This is a genomic window from Candidatus Planktophila sulfonica, assembly GCF_002288065.1.
GTDB lineage: Bacteria > Actinomycetota > Actinomycetes > Nanopelagicales > Nanopelagicaceae > Planktophila > Planktophila sulfonica.
Genome location: NZ_CP016773.1, coordinates 141,820 through 159,714, shown reverse-complemented (window position 1 = coordinate 159,714; position 17,895 = coordinate 141,820). Strand labels below are relative to the sequence as shown.

Annotated in this window: 16 protein-coding genes and 1 tRNA gene; 4 read left to right on the top strand and 13 right to left on the bottom strand. The window is 48.7% G+C overall.

Going from position 1 to position 17,895, the window contains the following annotated elements:
* Position 1: 1 nt before the first annotated feature.
* Positions 2-397 (top strand): DUF4307 domain-containing protein, encoded by a 396-nt coding sequence (locus A1sIA56_RS00755; protein ID WP_095673064.1) that lies wholly within the window; start codon positions 2-4, stop codon positions 395-397.
* Between the two features lie 24 nt (positions 398-421).
* Positions 422-901 (top strand): transcription elongation factor GreA, encoded by a 480-nt coding sequence (greA, locus tag A1sIA56_RS00750; RefSeq protein ID WP_095673063.1) that lies wholly within the window; start codon positions 422-424, stop codon positions 899-901.
* A 9-nt stretch (positions 902-910) separates the two neighbouring features.
* Here greA and A1sIA56_RS00745 read toward each other — a convergent pair whose 3' ends face one another.
* Both A1sIA56_RS00745 and A1sIA56_RS00740 read right to left on the bottom strand, forming a co-directional pair.
* On the bottom strand, positions 911-1,702 hold the full coding sequence (locus A1sIA56_RS00745) for an ABC transporter permease (RefSeq protein ID WP_095673062.1): 792 nt from the start codon (positions 1,700-1,702) through the stop codon (positions 911-913).
* Positions 1,699-2,652 (bottom strand): ATP-binding cassette domain-containing protein, encoded by a 954-nt coding sequence (locus tag A1sIA56_RS00740; RefSeq protein WP_095673061.1) that lies wholly within the window; start codon positions 2,650-2,652, stop codon positions 1,699-1,701. The genes A1sIA56_RS00745 and A1sIA56_RS00740 overlap by 4 nt, the downstream gene beginning before the upstream one ends.
* Before the next feature lie 18 nt (positions 2,653-2,670).
* On the opposite strand from A1sIA56_RS00740, the gene A1sIA56_RS00735 reads away from it, so the two are divergent.
* Positions 2,671-3,927 carry an MFS transporter gene (locus A1sIA56_RS00735; protein WP_223298442.1) on the top strand — a complete coding sequence of 419 codons (1,257 nt, stop codon included), beginning with the start codon at positions 2,671-2,673 and terminating at the stop codon, positions 3,925-3,927.
* Positions 3,928-3,931: 4 nt separating this feature from the next.
* On the opposite strand, the gene A1sIA56_RS00730 is transcribed toward A1sIA56_RS00735, so the two are convergent.
* The 10 genes from A1sIA56_RS00730 to mfd form a co-directional block, all read right to left on the bottom strand.
* Entirely contained in the window at positions 3,932-4,663 is a 732-nt protein-coding gene (locus A1sIA56_RS00730) for a Bax inhibitor-1/YccA family protein (protein ID WP_095673060.1), read from the bottom strand.
* 117 nt (positions 4,664-4,780) lie between these two features.
* Positions 4,781-4,853: transfer RNA gene (locus A1sIA56_RS00725), tRNA-Leu, on the bottom strand.
* Between the two features lie 31 nt (positions 4,854-4,884).
* Positions 4,885-5,598, bottom strand: coding sequence for a uracil-DNA glycosylase (locus A1sIA56_RS00720; RefSeq protein WP_095673059.1), 714 nt, complete (start codon positions 5,596-5,598; stop codon positions 4,885-4,887).
* Positions 5,573-6,481, bottom strand: a complete 909-nt coding sequence (locus tag A1sIA56_RS00715) for a Ppx/GppA phosphatase family protein (protein WP_095673058.1) — start codon at positions 6,479-6,481, stop codon at positions 5,573-5,575. Before A1sIA56_RS00715 ends, A1sIA56_RS00720 begins: the two co-directional genes overlap by 26 nt.
* A gap of 4 nt (positions 6,482-6,485) precedes the next feature.
* Positions 6,486-6,986 carry a DUF501 domain-containing protein gene (locus A1sIA56_RS00710; RefSeq protein ID WP_095673057.1) on the bottom strand — a complete coding sequence of 167 codons (501 nt, stop codon included), beginning with the start codon at positions 6,984-6,986 and terminating at the stop codon, positions 6,486-6,488.
* Positions 6,983-7,423, bottom strand: a complete 441-nt coding sequence (locus A1sIA56_RS00705; protein ID WP_095673056.1) for an FtsB family cell division protein — start codon at positions 7,421-7,423, stop codon at positions 6,983-6,985. The genes A1sIA56_RS00710 and A1sIA56_RS00705 overlap by 4 nt, the downstream gene beginning before the upstream one ends.
* A gap of 8 nt (positions 7,424-7,431) precedes the next feature.
* Positions 7,432-8,712 (bottom strand): phosphopyruvate hydratase, encoded by a 1,281-nt coding sequence (gene eno / locus A1sIA56_RS00700; RefSeq protein ID WP_095673055.1) that lies wholly within the window; start codon positions 8,710-8,712, stop codon positions 7,432-7,434.
* Between the two features lie 85 nt (positions 8,713-8,797).
* On the bottom strand, positions 8,798-9,442 hold the full coding sequence (locus A1sIA56_RS00695; protein ID WP_095673054.1) for a nucleoside triphosphate pyrophosphohydrolase: 645 nt from the start codon (positions 9,440-9,442) through the stop codon (positions 8,798-8,800).
* A gap of 13 nt (positions 9,443-9,455) precedes the next feature.
* On the bottom strand, positions 9,456-10,061 hold the full coding sequence (locus tag A1sIA56_RS00690) for a SurA N-terminal domain-containing protein (RefSeq protein WP_095673053.1): 606 nt from the start codon (positions 10,059-10,061) through the stop codon (positions 9,456-9,458).
* Complete coding sequence (gene mfd / locus A1sIA56_RS00685) at positions 10,058-13,543, bottom strand: transcription-repair coupling factor (protein ID WP_095673052.1); 3,486 nt, start codon at positions 13,541-13,543, stop codon at positions 10,058-10,060. Before mfd ends, A1sIA56_RS00690 begins: the two co-directional genes overlap by 4 nt.
* A gap of 109 nt (positions 13,544-13,652) precedes the next feature.
* On the opposite strand from mfd, the gene ppc reads away from it, so the two are divergent.
* Positions 13,653-16,367 (top strand): phosphoenolpyruvate carboxylase, encoded by a 2,715-nt coding sequence (ppc, locus tag A1sIA56_RS00680; protein WP_095673051.1) that lies wholly within the window; start codon positions 13,653-13,655, stop codon positions 16,365-16,367.
* Here ppc and A1sIA56_RS00675 read toward each other — a convergent pair.
* Positions 16,330-17,889 (bottom strand): amidohydrolase, encoded by a 1,560-nt coding sequence (locus A1sIA56_RS00675; protein WP_095673050.1) that lies wholly within the window; start codon positions 17,887-17,889, stop codon positions 16,330-16,332. The two genes, ppc and A1sIA56_RS00675, sit on opposite strands and share 38 nt — an antisense overlap.
* Between the last annotated feature and the right edge of the window lie 6 nt (positions 17,890-17,895).

The following is a 17,895-nucleotide window of genomic DNA, read 5'->3' as shown; positions in this document are numbered from 1 at the left end:
CATGTCGCAGGATAAGAGCCAATTCGATTTCAATGATCGTTATGGAATCAAGCCTGCGCGCACCTGGGTTCGATATGCAGCTGTCACTGCAGTTCTAGGAGCAGCGTGGCTTTTATGGGCAGGACTTCATCATGCCCAACCTGCGCTACGAAGTGAGTTAATTTCATTTATTACCCAAGATCCTCGTAACCCAGAAATTCGTTATTCAATCTATCGTGAAGATGGTTCGCAGAAAGTTATCTGCACTCTTGCTGCCCGCGACTTCGATATGAATGTAGTGGGGCAGATTGAAGACACCATCGAAGCCGGCGCCAAGGATGTTCAGCGTGTAATCAGCATCCCTACGCGTGCTGATGCGGTCAATGTCGGCATCGAACGCTGCCGACTCATCCCTTAAAAGTGCGCGCTAGGATTGCCCACTATGAGTTCACAACAGACATGGCTTACCCAAGAAGCAGCTGATCGTTTAGCTGCTGAACTCGCGACCCTCGAAGGTGAAGGTCGTAAAGAGATCACTGCAAAGATTGAAGCAGCTCGCGCTGAAGGTGATCTCAAAGAAAACGGTGGCTACCACGCAGCACGCGATGAGCAAGGAAAGATGGAGGCTCGTATCCGTCAGCTCAAGCAGATGCTCGAGAATGCTCATATTGGAACACCACCTGCAAGCGCCGATGGAAAAGTTGGCGCCGGGATGGTTGTTACTGCAGTAATTGCAGGAGATGAGATGAAGTTCTTAATCGGCTCTCGCGAAATCGCATCAGGTGATCTCGATGTTTACTCTGAAAAATCTCCACTTGGTGCAGCTGTACTTGGCGCTGAAATCGGTGCAACTGTTTCATACACCGCACCTAATGGTCGCGAAATCAAGGTCGAGATTAAAGCAGCAGAGTTCTACGCCTAATTACTCTTTCTAGTCAGCGTAATTACGGTACTTGCGAACGCTGAGCGGAATAAAAATCACCATGATGATGACCATATAAATCAGTGAAGTGGTCAATGGGTGCTCACTTGGAAATGATCCAGCAGTAGCGCCAAATTGATTCTCCAGACCAAAGAGTTCGCGGCAAGCTGCAACCATTGTTGATACCGGATTCCACTCTGCAAAGTACTGAAGAGCACGTGGCATACCTGTTGTAGGTGCAAATGCATTCGATAGGAATGTCAGTGGGAATGTCACGATAAAGCTGACGTTCTGCACAACGCGCGCATCTTTAGCTGACAGCCCTACAAGTACGCCCACCCAAGAGAGTGCGTAACCGAAGAAGAGTAAAAATAAGAATCCCAGTGCAACATTTGCTAGCCCTGCAGATGGACGCCATCCAACGAGATATCCCGCGATACCCATCACTGCAAGAACGACGATGTTAAGAAGTGAGTCACCGAGTGTGCGTCCAATAACGAGCGCGGATTGAGAAATCGGCAGTGATCGGAATCGATCGATTAGCCCCTTCTTCATATCTTCAGCAAGGCCAGAAGCAGTTCCGGCCAAAGTAAATGCAACGGTCTGCACAAAGATTCCGGGCATCAAGAGCTGTACATATCCCCCAGGTTGTCCTGTCTCGATTGATCCGCCGAATACATAACGGAAGAGCAAGACGAACATGACCGGCTGAATGGTTGAGAAGATGAGAACTTCAGGTACGCGGGTGAGCAGTAGAAGCTGACGACGAGTAATGATGTAGATGTCATTTAACGCTGTCATGCGCTCTTCTCCTCAGCTACGTGGCCAGTCAATGAAAGGAATACGTCATCAAGTGATGGGCGCTTGAGACCCACATCGAGTGCGTGGATTCCTGCTGTATCTAGTGATTTAAGCACTTCAAAGAGAGCAGCTGACCCTGTTGAAACTGGAGCTGAGATCAGACGTAGACCTTCATCGAGAGCTGGCTTCTGACCACTAACAGCAGCAACAATCTCCATCGTCTTTGCAACATGGGCCTGTTCTACAACTACTTCAAGACGTTCGCCGCCAACCTGCTTCTTGAGCGCATCAGATGTACCGCGAGCAATTACCTTGCCGGTATCAATAACAGCGATTTCATCAGCTAGTTGATCTGCCTCTTCCAGATATTGAGTTGTCAATAGAAGTGTTACTCCACCTTTAACGAGCTCTTGGATAACTCCCCACATCTCTTGGCGACCGCGAGGATCAAGGCCAGTTGTGGGTTCATCGAGGAAGAGAACTTTTGGTTTCACAATCAGTGATGCAGCAAGGTCGAGGCGACGGCGCATTCCACCTGAATAAGTCTTGATGGGGCGCTTTGCAGCTTCAGTTAATGAGAAGCGCTCGAGTAATTCATTTGCACGAATAACTGATTGTTTCTTGCCCAAGTGATACAGCTCTCCGAACATCACCAAGTTGTCATAACCAGTGAGAATTTCATCTACTGCTGCATATTGACCAGATAGCCCAATTACTTCGCGGACCTTTTCAGGATGTTTGATGACATCGATACCTGCAACGCTCGCTTTTCCTGAATCTGGGCGTAAGAGTGTTGTGAGAATACGAACAACGGTTGTCTTACCTGCGCCATTAGGTCCTAAAACACTTAATACGGTGCCTTCTTCTACATCCAGGCTAAGTCCATCGAGTGCGCGGACTTTGCCTTTGTCATAGGTCTTTACAAGGTTTTCGGCGATAACTGATTTCACGCACTAAACTTACCGCTAATGACATCAAATGCACCACAACCACAATCTTCTTCTCGCGAGAAATTGAAAAGTAAGGTCACTAATCCCTTTGCGGAATTCCCGCGGGAGGTTGGTGTTCTTGTCTTCGCTTCTTTCTTTGTTGCGGTCGGTTTCGGAATCATCTCTCCTACCTTGCCGCTCTTTGCTCGCTCATTCGGAGTGAGCAATGCGCAAGTGGGAGCGATTCTTGCAACCTTTGCATTTGCACGATTTGCGACAGGTTTGATCTCTGGAAAACTTGTCGACCACTTCGGTGAACGTCTCGTTTATTCATTCGGAATCGGCTTTGTATCTCTCACTTCATTTGCAGCAGGCCTTGCACAGAACTACGAACAGCTTCTTATCTTCCGCGCAGTAGGCGGCTTTGGTTCGTCTATGTTCTCTGTGGCAGCCGGTTCTATCTTGCTCCGCGCAGTCGATGATGACCATCGCGCACGAGCACAGTCGCTCTATAACGGCTCATTTCTCATTGGAATGATGGCTGGTCCTGTAGTGGGTGGTGCGCTTTCAGGATTCTCACTCCGTGCACCACTCATCATTTATGGATTCTTGCTTATTGCGGCCAGCGCATCGGGCGCCGTATTACTTCGCAATTCCACTCTTGCTGCTAAACCAACTGCGCAACAAGAGCGCGAAACCATCACAGTTAAATCCGCTCTTGCAATCAAGCCTTACCGCAGTGCGCTCATCATCTCTTTCTGCACCTCTTGGGTGCTATTTGGAATGAGCAGATCAATCTTGCCGCTCTTCATGGTGGAAGAGATAAAAGTGAGCCCGAGCTTTATGGGCCTTGGATTTACAATCACAACAATTATCAACGGCCTGCTACTGCTTAAGGCCGGCAAGCTTTCGGATATCAATGGCCGTCGCTATTCAGCTGTTATTGGAACCTCATTCATCACGCTCTTTATCGTCGCAATCGCCTTCACAACCGAGCCATGGATGTTCATTGCAGCAAGTGTGATTGTTGGCTTTGGTGGCGCATTTATTTCTACAACTCCATCGGCCATTGTTGGAGATGTTCTTGAAGGAAAGGGCGGACAAGTAATTGGCTTATTCCAGATGTCAGGTGATGCCGGTGCAATGGTGGCTCCTGTAATTCTTGGTGCCATCGCTGATGGTTACGGCTACAGACCAGCGTTCTTAGTCAGCGCGGCTTTAATGCTCTTCGCAGTGCTGGTATCAACAAAATTGCCCGAGACGCGGGCTTCGCATCTCGGGCAATCTAGCCGTTAATTAATTAGTCGTCGCTACGGAGAATTGAGATCAGTCTCAAGACTTCGAGGTAGAGCCATACGAGTGTGACCATAAGACCAAATGCCATACGCCATGACTCTTCTTGAGGAACGCGTGCAGCAACTGCCTTTTCAATCTGATCTAGATCCATCACGATAAACATTGTTGCAAGTCCTACTGCAGCAACTGCAATAAGGAATCCAAGTCCGCCTGTTGGGCGACCTGTGAACATTGTGATGAGAGCAAAGACAAAGTAACCGATGAGTGAGCCCATCATGATGCGTGTGAACTTTGGAGTTACACGAATCTTTCCGCTGCGGTATGCAAGAAGTACTCCACCGAATGCACAAGCTGTACCGATGACGGCCTGGCTTACGATGCCGTTGTACTGCGCTTCATAAAGTGCGCTGATTGTTCCGAGCGCTAGACCTTGGCAAGCAGCGTATGCAATGACAAGAGCTGGGCGAACCTTCTTAGAAAATGAATTGACCATCGCGAGAATGAATCCACCGATGAAACCAATGAGTGCAAGGCCAGGGCTATTTGCCCGCCATGCAAAGGTTCCGACTGCAACGAGGACCGCAAAGAGTCCTGCTGTCTTAATGACGACATCGTCGATAGACATTGGTGCAGATGTTGGGCGGCTCTCGAGCGTATTGAGATCTTGAACCTGAGTGGTGCTTTCTTTGATACGAGCGAAACCGCGGCCGGTAAGGACTGGGTTAGAACTGCGCATTAATTTCTCCTTATATATGTGCGAAGAAAGTCTCTCCGTACGCTTCCTAAAATACGGCAAAGTGGGGAAATTTCCACTTTTTAGTGAGCGTAGTGTTTTAGAAAAGGGTGTGAACTGTGCCCCCAGTCGGACTCGAACCGACACTGGAAGGATTTTAAGTCCTCTGTCTCTGCCATTGGACTATGGGGGCCAATAGAGGCGAAAGTCTACTAGGTGAAAAGTTAGAGAATTCCCGCGAACTTAGCTGCTTTTTTCAGTACTGAATCCAACATTGGTTTGGTGAGTTTGCCAGTGAATGTGTTCTGCTGGCTTGGGTGGTAACTACCAACAATTAAATAGTTAACGCCATCGTGTGAATACTTGATCGTCGATCCATGGCCAAATTTTTCAGCAGGGACTTTATGACCTTGGGTTTTGAGAGATTTGATAAGTACCTGCCAACCAAAGCTTCCGAGCGCAACAAAAGAACGTACGGTGGGAGCAATAAGTTCTAACTCATTTTCAAAGAATGGTGCGCACGCATCACGTTCTTCAGTTGTGGGTTTGTTCTCTGGGGGCGCGCAACGAACTGCCATTGAGATGCGTGTATCTCGTAACTCTTGACCATCATCACGAGAAGTTGAAGTCGCAATCTTTGCAATACCAATGCGATGAAGGGAACCGTAGAGCCAATCACCTGATGAATCACCAGTGAAGATTCGACCTGTTCTGTTTGCGCCATGAGCACCAGGAGCTAAACCGACAATGAGCATCTTTGGTTTACTTGAACCAAATCCTGGAACTGGTTTACCCCAGTATTTCTCGTTCTCGTACGCCTTGCGTTTTGTTACAGCTACTTCTTCTCGCCACTCGACTAACCGTGGACATTGATGGCATTTAATAATCGCCTTATCGAGAAGTTCGATCGACTTATACAAGCGACCAAGCCATTCCATCGAGAATGTCAGATTCAGATGCAACGAATTCGGTAGCGCCGGTGGCCAGCATGATGCGCGAAAGAACAAGTGAACCTGCACCAATTACATCGACGCGACCTGGGTGCATATAGCCAAGTGCTTCGCGGTCTTCGCGCTTCATTGCAAGGAACTTCTTTGATATGGCATGAACCTTCTCTGCAGAGATGCGTGAAAGGTGGATGGCATAACGGTCATAGGCAGGTAGATCAAGGCCAGCTGCAGCAACAGTTGTGGCAGTACCTGCAACTGCAATCAAAGTCTTCGCTTGAGTAATGGGAACGACTTTGCCTGCCTGCTTAATTGCTTCATCAATATCTTCAATCGCTGCAGCGATTTGGCCAGGGTCAGCATCTCCACCAGTGAAGTGGCGTTCAGACATACGCACGCATCCGATATTCATACTCTTGGCGAATTCAACGTGGTCGGTACCGAATACGAATTCAGTTGACCCGCCACCGATATCGATGACCAGGAATGGACCGTCAGCTTTATCGAAATCTTTTGTTGCCCCTTGGAAAGAAAGCGCAGCTTCTACTTCTCCCGGAATTACTTCAGGTTCGATGCCAAGACGTTCTTTGACGCCATTTATAAAGAGATCGCGGTTGGTTGCATCACGAGTAGCGCTGGTTGCGCAAAAGCGAATCTTTTCAACTCCACGCTTTGCAATCTCGAGCGCGTACTTATCAACGGCTGCGAGAGTGCGAGCAATTGCATCAGGATGGAATTGACCTGTCTTATCAACACCTTGTCCTAGGCGAACAACTTCCATCTCGCGAACGATTTCGCGGAAGTTAGTGCCATCGACATCTGCAATCAGAAGACGAATTGAGTTGGTGCCGCAATCGATGGCTGCTACTCGCATGTGTTTACTCGCATTGCAGGTGCTTCCACCATTCAGGAAGTTCAGCGAGTGCTTCATCGCCAAGTGGATTAACTCCGGGACCTGCAGAGAGTGAATGCGCGATGAGAGAGTGCAGACATTTCACGCGGTTAGGCATTCCACCCGCAGAGATGTTTTCAACTTCAGGAACTTCAATCTTGAGCGCTGATCGAGCTGCGATGTAATCATCATGAGCTGCGGCATATGCGCCAGCTAGTTCAGCATCTGTCTCAAGGCGCTTGGTCATCTCTTCCATCATCCCTGTTGTTTCAAGGGTGGAAATAGCTGCAGTTAAACGTGGGCAGGTTGCGTAATAGAAGGTTGGGAAAGGTTCGCCATTAGAAAGACGTGGTGGTGTTTCAACTACCGCAGGCTTTCCGCATGGGCAGCGATATGAAATCGCATGGACATCGCGAGGTGTGCGACCCAATTGGTTCTCAATAACTTTGAGATCTTCTTCGGTGGCTTTACGACTCTCAATACTCATGCTTTTCCTGCTTCAGTAATGGATGCAATCATGCGTGTGTACCAAGGTTGTCCTTCAGGAAGATTGGTTACAACATCTGTCTGAGCTGCTTCGTCGGAAGTAGTTCCATCAGTACCAGTAACGATGTATTGACGTTCACCTGGCATCACAAAGTGCAGGCGTTCGCGTGCTTGAGATTTGATGTAATCAGGATCTTGCCAGAGCGTTAACTCTTTGCGAGCAGCCACGAGAGCAGCGTTATCGCTCTTGAGTTGAGATTGAAGAGCGCTTATCTGCGCACGCTGAACAAAGTAACTCTTAATTGGTGGGGCGAGAAAGAGCGCCAACATAAAGAAGATTGCGGCAACTGCGAATGTGCGCCCAGATCCTTGGTTACGGTTGAAGTTTAAGTTACGTGAACGGTAACTCTTCCTTCTTCCAGAGGATCTGCGCACCATCGAAGTATTTATCCCTTAAATCGTGGGAACGCCTGGCGGCCTGCATAAACAGCGCCGTCAGAGAGTTCTTCTTCAATACGAAGAAGCTGGTTGTACTTAGCAACGCGCTCTGTACGTGATGGTGCACCTGTCTTGATCTGACCGCAGTTAGTTGCAACAGCCAAGTCAGCAATTGTTGTGTCTTCTGTTTCACCTGAACGGTGAGACATCATGCTGCGGTAGTTTGCGCGGTGTGCAAGATCAACTGCATCAAGAGTCTCAGTCAAAGTACCGATCTGGTTTACCTTTACGAGAAGTGCGTTAGCTGTATCTGTTTCGATTCCCTTTGCAAGACGCACTGGGTTAGTTACGAACAAGTCATCTCCAACAATCTGAATCTTTGAGCCAAGAGATGAAGTCATTGACTTCCAGCCTGTCCAGTCTTCTTCGTTGAGTGGGTCTTCGATTGAGACGATTGGGTAAGCGCTCACGAGCTCTGCGTAGTACGCAATCATTTCGTCAGATGTGCGAAGTGAACCTTCGAACTTGTACTTACCGTTATCGTGGAATTCTGTTGCAGCAACATCCATCGCAAGTGCGATTTCTGAACCTGGCTTGAAGCCTGCTGCTGTAATTGCTTCGATGATCAAATCAAGTGCTGCACGGTTGCTATCGAGGTTTGGAGCAAATCCACCTTCGTCGCCAACAGATGTAGCAAGTCCGCGCTTCTTAAGAACTGCCTTGAGTGCGTGGTAAATCTCAGCGCCCCAACGAAGTGATTCGCGGAATGATTCAGCGCCAATTGGAGCGATCATGAATTCCTGGATATCAACGTTTGTATCAGCGTGTGCGCCACCGTTGAGAATGTTCATCATCGGAACTGGAAGAACGTGTGCGTTTGGTCCACCTACGTAGCGGAACAATGAGAGATCAGATGAATCAGCTGATGCCTTAGCAACAGCGAGTGAGACACCAAGAATTGAGTTTGCACCAAGACGTGACTTATTTGGTGTGCCATCGAGAGCGATCATCTCTGAATCGATGAGGCGCTGATCTTGTGAGTCATAACCTTCGATAGCTGGAGCAATCTCATCGTTAACGAATGCAATCGCCTTCTGAACACCCTTGCCGAGGTAACGAGCCTTATCGCCATCGCGAAGTTCTGAAGCTTCGAAAGCTCCAGTGGAAGCACCACTTGGAACGGCAGCGCGTGCCTGTGTTCCATCTTCGAGCTGAACTTCTACTTCAACAGTTGGATTTCCGCGCGAATCAAGAATTTCACGAGCGTAGATTGCATCGATAATTGCCATGAGGTGTCTCCCAAGAATGTGTGGATTTAAGCATTTTAAGATCAGCGCTCAACTCTGAACGGCAGGAGGCAATACTACCGCGAAGCTAAGCCTGCTTTTCTGACGCTTGAATCTGGCGGATCATCTCGCGGGCCTGCGCACGCAAGGCGTTTTCAGGGTCAATATCGTTTTCATGGGCCCACGCAATAACTGATGCAAGCGCCACTCCCACAGACTTTTCTGTCGCTTTTTCAGAGGAGTAAGAATTCAGATCCAGATCAACGTTGTATTTCTCGGCGCGATAGAGAATCTTCGCAACGAGTGGAAGCGCAGGTTGTGACATCGCAATCCCATCAATTGCTGATGTGCGGCCCTTTTCACGAGCTTTGATTGCTTCCCAGTTCTCAATGATTTCATCGGTGCCACTGACTTCAAGATTTTCAAAGACGTGAGGGTGGCGGCTAATTAACTTATCTGCGATTGCGCCGGCAACATCTTCGATTGAGAATGGATCAGTTGGATGGTCTTGCGCAATACGTGAATGGAAATAGACCTGCAAGAGAACATCGCCAAGCTCTTCACGCATTCCTGCGCGATCATCGGTTTCGATGGCATCGATAAATTCGTATGACTCTTCAAGTAAATACTTGATCAACGATTCGTGAGTTTGCTCTGCATCCCACGGGCAGCCCCCGGGTGAACGGAGACGATCCATGACTTCAACAAGGCGTTGAAGTTGTGAATCAGCCATGAAAGTCTCTGAATTACTTGCCGGAATTGGTGACAGCTAATCCAGCTGAATCCGTTGCAACGATATCTCCAGTTGTTGGATCCCATGTTCCGTAGCGTGGATTTACTTCAACCTTCAACTGCGCAGCTTTCGCATTAACAAGTTGTGAAATTCGTGCTGAAACTTCTTCTTGCGCAACACCAGATGCAATGAGTGCATCTTGGATCTTATTTGAAGTCACAATTGCGCGGATATAACGATCAAAGTTCTTTGGCGCAATTTCTGCAGCGACAAGGTTCTGAGCAAGTGCTTCTTGGCCACCGCTCTGAGTAATGAGTTCAGACTCAGCTTGTGTGAGTTCAGTTGATGTAATACTGAGCTTAAGTTCCTTAGCAATCTCATCGAAGAGAGTTGTGACGATAGTAAAACGAAGTTGGCTGCGGTTGAGTGCAGATCCTGACTGAAGCTGCATCTGTGAAGTATCAACCTTTGCGCGCTCAGCGAGGACTTCATCAACGATTGCCTGAGCAGAAGCTTGCGAGATTGTGATGTCGCCAAGAGTTGCTGCGCTATCTACTTTGCCGCATCCAGAAAGACCCAATACCGATACGACGGCCAAGAGTGCTAGAAACTTCTTCACTTAGTGCTCGCTTTCGTTAATTCATCGAGGGACTTTGACGCCCACTCCAGAAGAGAAGTATCCCCTATCAAGGCCGAACCTTGTGCAGTTGGGGTCCAGGCTGCTGCGCGAGGAATTGTGATCATCACTGTATTTGTCGCAGTTTTATAGAGCGAACCAGGAAATAGTCGGTTCAGGCGCAGCTGTTTCGATTCCGGCAGAACTAGGGGCGAGATTCGGAGGAACTTTCCAGCCGCTACAACTTCTGTAATCCCTAGTGATTTCGCAAATGCACGAAGCTGCGCGACCTGCAGAAGTGATTGCGCCTCTTCAGGAAGTTCGCCGAAGCGATCAACTAACTCTTCGCGAATCGATTCCACATCTTCGTTATTGCGGACATCAGCTAAGCGACGATAGAGATCGAGGCGAAGTCGCTCACCTGGAACATAGATTTCAGAGAGGTGTGCGTTAACCGGAAGTTCGACTTTGCATTCGTGGTTCTTCTCTTCAGTTTCGATGATGCCAGTCTTGTAATCATTTACCGCTTCACCGACCATGCGCATATAAAGGTCAAAGCCAACGTCAGCGATATGACCTGACTGTTCGCCACCCAGCAAGTTTCCAGCGCCGCGAATCTCAAGGTCTTTGAGTGCAACGCGCATTCCAGAACCTAAATCCGTGTTGGTGGCAATTGTCTTTAAACGATCGAGCGCAATTTCAGTCAGCGGTTGATCCTGCGGATACAGGAAGTATGCATACGCACGTTCGCGGCCGCGACCGACTCGACCTCGTAATTGGTGAAGCTGCGAAAGGCCGAAGTTATCTGCGCGTTCCACAATCAAAGTGTTGGCATTTGCAATATCAAGGCCGCTTTCCACAATCGTGGTGCAGACAAGAACGTCGAAGTCGCGATTCCAGAATGCCAAGATGACATCTTCTAATTGGCCTTCAGACATCTGCCCATGAGCAATTCGAATGCGCGCTTCTGGAACGAGTTCTTGAATCTTTGAAGCTGCACGATCAATGGATTCCACGCGGTTATGGATATAGAAGATCTGACCATCGCGCAGCAGTTCACGGTGGATAGCAGCTTTAATCTGAGCATCTTCAGCAGGTCCTACATAGGTAAGGATGGGATGGCGCTCTTCTGGTGGCGTTGTAATCGTGGACATCTCGCGAATACCGGTAACAGCCATTTCAAGTGTGCGTGGAATAGGCGTTGCCGACATCGCTAAGACATCGACCGTCGTGCGCATCTTCTTCAGCGATTCCTTCTGCTCAACGCCAAAGCGCTGTTCCTCATCGACGATAACAAGCCCGAGATCCTTAAATTGCACATCTTGCGAAAGGATTCGGTGGGTACCTACTACAACATCGACAGCCCCCGATGTCAGTTCAGCAAGAATTTCTTTACTCTCTTTCGCAGTGTTAAATCGTGAGAGACCTGCAACCTTGATGGGAAAACCTGCATAACGTTCTGCAAATGTCTTTGAGTGTTGCTGAACAAGAAGAGTTGTAGGAACAAGAACGGCTACTTGCTTGCCATCTTGCACCGCTTTAAATGCGGCACGGATTGCAATCTCAGTCTTTCCATAACCCACATCGCCACAAATGATGCGATCCATGGGATATGGACGTTCCATATCGCGCTTTACATCTTCAATGGTTGATAACTGATCGGGGGTCTCGATGTAAGAAAATGCATCTTCGAGTTCACGCTGCCACGGCGTATCAGGTGAAAAAGCAAAGCCTGGAGCACTTGTGCGCGCTGCATAGAGTCGAATGAGCTCGCCAGCAATCTGTCGAACCGCTTTACGCGCACGGCCCTTTGCTTTCTGCCATTCACCGCTGCCGATGCGGTGCACCGTAGGTGTTTCACCACCAACATATTTACTTACCTGCTCCAAAGTATCTGTGGGAACAAAGATGCGATCGCTAGGTTGGCCGCGCTTAGCTGGTGCATATTCGATGACTAAATATTCGCGGGTAACTCCCCCGACAGTTCGTTGAATAAGTTCGACGTACCGACCGATTCCATGCTGTTCGTGAACAACAAAGTCACCTGCACGAAGTTCGAGTGGATCAATAGCTTGCTTGCGCTTTGAGGGCATGCGGGCACCATCTTTACTGCTGGTCTTACTGCCCGATAAATCGCGTTCAGTAACAAAGAGAATTTCGGCGTGATCACTCTTAAACCCATAACCTAAAGAGGATTGAGTAACGTGAATTGAGCCTTTTGTTGGTTGGGCGCTTAAGTTCTGCACCATCTGCACGGGCAGATCTGCATCACGGAAGATTCCTGCATAACGCTCAGCCATTCCGTGGCCGGTGGTTGAGAAGATGACTGATTGGTGGGCCTCTAAACCAGTGCGCAGAAGTTCGCAGAGTGCTTCCACATTTCCGCGCATCGGATCGATTGCTGAGATATCAAGGAAGCGTGCATCGTCATCGAGGTCGCTTCCAAATGCATTGAGTGCGCGCACGGGTAGAGCAAGGCGAGCAATCTCTTCTTGTAGCTCTTTCCAATCAAAGTAAGTGATGTTCTTTACCGGTAGCGGCGCTGATCCCCCGATCGCGGCATTGGACCAAGAGGCTTCTAGAAACTCTTGGTTAGTTTCAATGAGATCAGCGGTTCGAGAACGAATGCGTTCATCGTCAATAAATACAACTTGGGTGCCCTTAGGCATGCGATCCAGAATTGTTTCAAAGTCATCTGTGAGTAATGGAATGAGAGATTCCATGCCATCAACGATTGTTCCTTGCGCTAACTTGTCGAGGATTTCCAGAGCGCTTGGATACTGGCTCTTAATCTTCTCTGCTCGCTCGCGGATGCTGTCGGTGAGTAAGAATTCACGGCAAGGCAAGATTGCTAACTTTCCAACAACAGCTTCACTGGTGCGCTGATCTGCAACTTCAAAGTAGCGCATCTCTTCAATTTCATCACCAAAGAAATCAATGCGCACTGGATGCATCGCAAGTGGCAAGAAGACATCGACGATGCCGCCGCGAACGGCAAACTCTCCACGCTTTTCTACAAGGTCAGTACGAGAAAAAGCTAACTCTGTTAAATGTGTAATGAGTTCAGTAAGGCCAATCTCTTGACCAATTTCGAGTGTCCACAGCGGACTCTTTGCAAGAGTTGCAATGAAGCGATGAATAACTGCGCGCACAGGTGCAACAACGATTGGATTATTTGGATTTTCGGTCAGTGAATATAGAGTCGAAAGTCTGCGAGCTACGGTGTCACTGCGTGGACTCAAGCGCTCGTGCGGAAGGGTCTCCCAGGCAGGAAATTCAAAGACAGTGGGATGAAGGCTCTTGAGGTATTCAGAGAGATCTTCACTGCCGCGGCTGGAACTAGTGACAATCAGAAGTGGCTTCTCTTGTGCAGCCAGAGCGATTAAGAATGGATAGCTAGATGCAGGTGCAATGATCTTGGTTGAATCATTGAGCGCAGAAGAGACTTCAGTATCACTATGTAATACCGAGAGAATTCCTCTCATCGCGCACCCCCATTCATCCAATAAACGGCTTAAAGCCCCACTTCAAAAAGAAGGGGGGCGAACAATTACAGTCTATCGGCACCCGTCTATCTGTGATAATTCTCGGGTGATGGAGAGCCCACAAACCAAGAACCTCGTTGCATCTGATGATGCGACGTTGCGCAGCGATGTGCGCAGACTCGGTGACCTCCTAGGACAGTCTCTTGTTCGACAAGAAGGACAAGATCTCCTTGATCTCGTTGAAAGTGTTCGCAAGGGAGTCCGCGAAGGTGGCGGAATCGAAATTCTGGAAAAGCTTTCAGTCGATGAATCAGTTCAGCTGGTACGTGCATTTAGCACTTACTTCCACTTAGCCAATGTTGCAGAACAAGTTCACCGTTCACGCGTTCTTGCAGAAGTTCGTGCACAAGGTGGTTCTTGGATTACTCGAGCCATCGACAAGATTGAAGATGCAATTAAGAATCCCGTTTCCGGTCACGAAATTTCTCATGCTGATCTTGAAAAGTGGATTAACGATCTCGATATTCGTCCAGTCTTTACAGCGCACCCAACAGAAGCAGCGCGCCGTTCCATCTTGAGCAAGCTTGGTGAAATTGCATCGCTTCTCGATACACCAAAGACTGTGACACAAGAAGAACGTCTGGCCGAGACTGTTGATCTTCTGTGGCAGACCGATGAGCTTCGCCTCGATCGCCCTGAACCGCTCGATGAAGCGATGAACGCTCTCTATTACCTCGATGACCTTGCAACAAATACAGTTCCAGAAGTTCTCAATGACTTTGCTCGCGAACTCAAGCGCCTTGATATTGATTTGCCCGTAACTGCTCGCCCACTGACATTCGGTACCTGGATCGGTGGAGACCGCGACGGTAATCCAAATATCACTCCTCAAATCACCGAAGAAGCAGTTGTTCTTCAAGCGGGCCATGCCATTCGTACAACAATCGCTGCAATGAACCGCCTGCGCCAGATGCTTTCGGTCTCTACTCGTATTGCAGGTGCAACCCCTGAACTCAGCGCATCTGTTGAAGAAGATCTCAAGAACATCCCTGAATTCGAAGAACGTTTCTTACGCCTCAATGTGCAAGAGCCATACCGACTTAAGGCAACTGCCATCGTGCACCGTCTGGCATTTACCCGTAATCGCCATAGCGTCAACGGCCCGCATGTTCCAGGTCGCGATTACAAGAACACAGCAGAACTCCTTGCAGACCTAACTTTGATGCGCGATTCACTCTTTGCTCACCGTGGCGAACTCCTTGCAACTGGCCTGCTCGAGCGCACAATCCGCACCGTTGCTGCCTTTGGGCTAACACACGCAACTCTTGATATTCGCGAACATTCAGATGCTCACCACAACGCAATCAAGCAGATGATTTCTGGCGATTACATCGGTCTATCTCATGAAGATAAATTCCCTGTACTTGTGAAGCAACTCGCTTCATCTGAAAAGCTCGATGCTTCAAAGCTGGATGCAGCAGGGGTTAAGACGCTTGGCACTTTTATTGCAATCGATGATTTGATTGAACGCTTCGGGCCTGAAGTTATTGAGACATACATCGTCTCTATGACCAAAGGCGCTGACGATCTCATCGCAGCAACTGTTCTTGGTAAGCAGGCAGGTCTTGTCGATATCGATAAGAAGGTTGCCAAGATTGGCTTCGCACCGCTTCTTGAAACTGTTGCTGAACTTCGCGCTGCAGGTGAAATTCTTGAGAAGCTTCTTGCCGATCCCACATATCGCAAGCTCGTTGAACTTCGCGATAATGTACAAGAGGTAATGCTCGGGTATTCAGATTCCAATAAAGATGCAGGTATCGCGACATCGCAGTGGGAGATCCACCGTGCGCAGCGCAAGCTTCGCGACGTTGCCATCAAATATGGCGTCAAACTTCGTTTATTCCACGGTCGCGGTGGTTCAGTCGGTCGCGGTGGCGGACCTACCTATGAAGCACTTGTTGCTCTTCCATGGGGTTCTGTCGACGGCCAGATCAAGATGACTGAACAAGGTGAAGTTATCTCCGATAAGTACGCGCTTCCTGCCCTTGCTCGCGAGAACGTTGAACTCACTTTGGCCGCTTCCCTTGAAGCAACGGTCCTTAACCGCGGCCCACGTCAAAGCCCAGAAGATTTAGCTATGTGGAATGAGTGCATGAACCTTGTCAGTGACAACTCATTTACTCGTTATCGTTCTTTAATTGATCATCCTGATCTACCTGCTTATTTCTATGCATCAACTCCTGTTGAACAACTAGGAAATCTCTTCCTCGGTTCTCGTCCATCACGACGTCCTGATGCTGCCGGCGGTCTTGATTCACTCCGTGCGATTCCATGGGTATTTGGCTGGACCCAATCACGTCAGATTGTTCCTGGCTGGTTTGGTGTGGGTTCTGGGCTTAAAGCAGCTCGTGAAGCAGGAAAGACAGATGTGCTTCAGAAGATGCTCGCAGAGTGGCACTTCTTCTCAACCTTTATTAGCAATGTCGAAATGACACTTGCGAAGACAGATTTAACAACTGCTCAGCGTTATGTCGACACCTTGGTGCCAGCAGAACTTCGCCACTTCCTCGACACAATCAAGGAAGAGTTCGAATTAACGGTTGCAGAAATTCTTACGCTGACCGAAAAGAGTTCACTTCTTGGTGATCAAGCAGTCTTAGCTCGTACCTTGCAGGTTCGTGATACCTACCTTGCTCCATTGCAGTTGCTACAGGTAAATCTCTTGCATCGTGTACGTACCGAAGGTGAAGCAGATCCAACGCTTATCCGCGCCTTGCTCTTAACAATTAACGGTGTGGCTGCGGGACTACGTAACACTGGCTGATATCAGTCTTTATTGGGTTCTGATTCAGAATTACAAAATCAGCATCTGCACCAACTGCAATTACTCCCTTATTCCAGAAGTTTGAATACGCAGCATCTTCTGTGTAATGAACCAACGAATCTTCTATTGAAATAGCTTCCTGTGGGCTCCAAGCTTTATCGCTTCCTGGCGCTGTTCTGTGCGTAGGAACGGCAAGTGCTTCCAGTGGAAGATGGCTCGTAACAGGCCAATCGCTTCCGTAGGCGATACGTGCTCCGCTCTTCTGTAGTGAATTTAACTGGTACTGCTGGTTATTGCGATCTGCCCCGATGCGTGGCTCGATGAGCTGTGCATTCATTGGATCGAGATATGTCCAGAGCGGTTGGATATTTGCAATCACACCAAGCTTGGCAAAACGTGGCAGATCATCTGGGTGAATCAGTTGTGCATGCGCAATGACAGGTCTGCGATCCCATCGTGGATTAACTCTTTGCATGGCTTCGATAGCATCAAGTGCTTGTCTAATTGCTGCATCGCCTATGGCATGGGCATGAATTTGAAAGCCTGCTGCATCAAAATGAACCATTGCATCCAGTAGTTCATCATCGTTCCAGATCATTAATCCGCGAGATTGTGGATCATCGAGATAAGGATCAAGAAGGGCGGCCGTGCCCGCTGATAACGCACCATCACAGATGAACTTCACCGTCTTTGCATGAAGTTTGGAATCTTCACCGAGTGATTCAATCTCTTTGCGGAAGTGCAGGAAATCTTTACTACGTGAACGCCAAGATTCAGGTTGAGCTAGGAAGAAAAGATTTGTATCAATAGTTAAAGCACCGCTACGAGATGCGGCGATATATGCCTCGGGCATACCTGGTTCAACCCAAGCATCTGTAGTACTTGTGACACCTGCTGCTCGGTATTGTTCACAAGCCCAGGCGATTGCTGCGACATCATCTTCGATAGTTCGCACTGGTGTGTTGGAAAGGATTAAATCAATTGCAGAAGGTTCGCGCAGCGTTCCTTTAGGTGAACCATCTGCATACCGTGCAATAGATCCTCCATCAGGATCTTGCGTAGCGTCAGTAATGCCTGAAAGTTCGAGCGCCTTGGAATTTACCCATACGGTGTGATGATCAACAGCATGTAGAACAACAGGAATATTGCTGACAGCTTTATCGAGCCAGGCTGCTTCAAAATCTCCGCCCGCAACAACGGATGCTTCGTATGCGCCGCCGATGATCCAACTCTTATTGGGATTCGCTGCGGCATAGCGTGCGACTTCAGCGACCATCTCATCAACGCTCTGCAGCCCATTGAGTAATGGACCTTGGCTCTCGCGCCCAGCAAAGAGCGGATGTGCATGTGCATCGATAAATCCTGGAGCGAGGAATTTTCCTTCGAGATCAATCTTCTCGTCGTACTGTGCAGATAAAGCATCGCTACCAAGTGCGATGATTTCGTGGTTCTCGACGAGAACAGCTTCGGTATAACGCCCTCGTGAGCACCAAATCTCACCGTTGGCGTAGAGAGTCTTCATGCGACC

What these genes read in the sequence shown, in the direction of transcription:
- A1sIA56_RS00755 (WP_095673064.1), top strand. Translation starts at nt 2, where the DNA reads ATGTCGCAGGATAAGAGCCAATTCGATTTCAATGATCGTTATGGAATC.
- greA (WP_095673063.1), top strand. Translation starts at nt 422, where the DNA reads ATGAGTTCACAACAGACATGGCTTACCCAAGAAGCAGCTGATCGTTTA.
- A1sIA56_RS00745 (WP_095673062.1), bottom strand. Translation starts at nt 1,702, where the DNA reads ATGACAGCGTTAAATGACATCTACATCATTACTCGTCGTCAGCTTCTA.
- A1sIA56_RS00735 (WP_223298442.1), top strand. Translation starts at nt 2,671, where the DNA reads ATGACATCAAATGCACCACAACCACAATCTTCTTCTCGCGAGAAATTG.
- A1sIA56_RS00730 (WP_095673060.1), bottom strand. Translation starts at nt 4,663, where the DNA reads ATGCGCAGTTCTAACCCAGTCCTTACCGGCCGCGGTTTCGCTCGTATC.
- A1sIA56_RS00720 (WP_095673059.1), bottom strand. Translation starts at nt 5,598, where the DNA reads ATGGAATGGCTTGGTCGCTTGTATAAGTCGATCGAACTTCTCGATAAG.
- A1sIA56_RS00715 (WP_095673058.1), bottom strand. Translation starts at nt 6,481, where the DNA reads ATGCGAGTAGCAGCCATCGATTGCGGCACCAACTCAATTCGTCTTCTG.
- A1sIA56_RS00710 (WP_095673057.1), bottom strand. Translation starts at nt 6,986, where the DNA reads ATGAGTATTGAGAGTCGTAAAGCCACCGAAGAAGATCTCAAAGTTATT.
- A1sIA56_RS00705 (WP_095673056.1), bottom strand. Translation starts at nt 7,423, where the DNA reads ATGGTGCGCAGATCCTCTGGAAGAAGGAAGAGTTACCGTTCACGTAAC.
- eno (WP_095673055.1), bottom strand. Translation starts at nt 8,712, where the DNA reads ATGGCAATTATCGATGCAATCTACGCTCGTGAAATTCTTGATTCGCGC.
- A1sIA56_RS00695 (WP_095673054.1), bottom strand. Translation starts at nt 9,442, where the DNA reads ATGGCTGATTCACAACTTCAACGCCTTGTTGAAGTCATGGATCGTCTC.
- mfd (WP_095673052.1), bottom strand. Translation starts at nt 13,543, where the DNA reads ATGAGAGGAATTCTCTCGGTATTACATAGTGATACTGAAGTCTCTTCT.
- ppc (WP_095673051.1), top strand. Translation starts at nt 13,653, where the DNA reads ATGGAGAGCCCACAAACCAAGAACCTCGTTGCATCTGATGATGCGACG.
- A1sIA56_RS00675 (WP_095673050.1), bottom strand. Translation starts at nt 17,889, where the DNA reads ATGAAGACTCTCTACGCCAACGGTGAGATTTGGTGCTCACGAGGGCGT.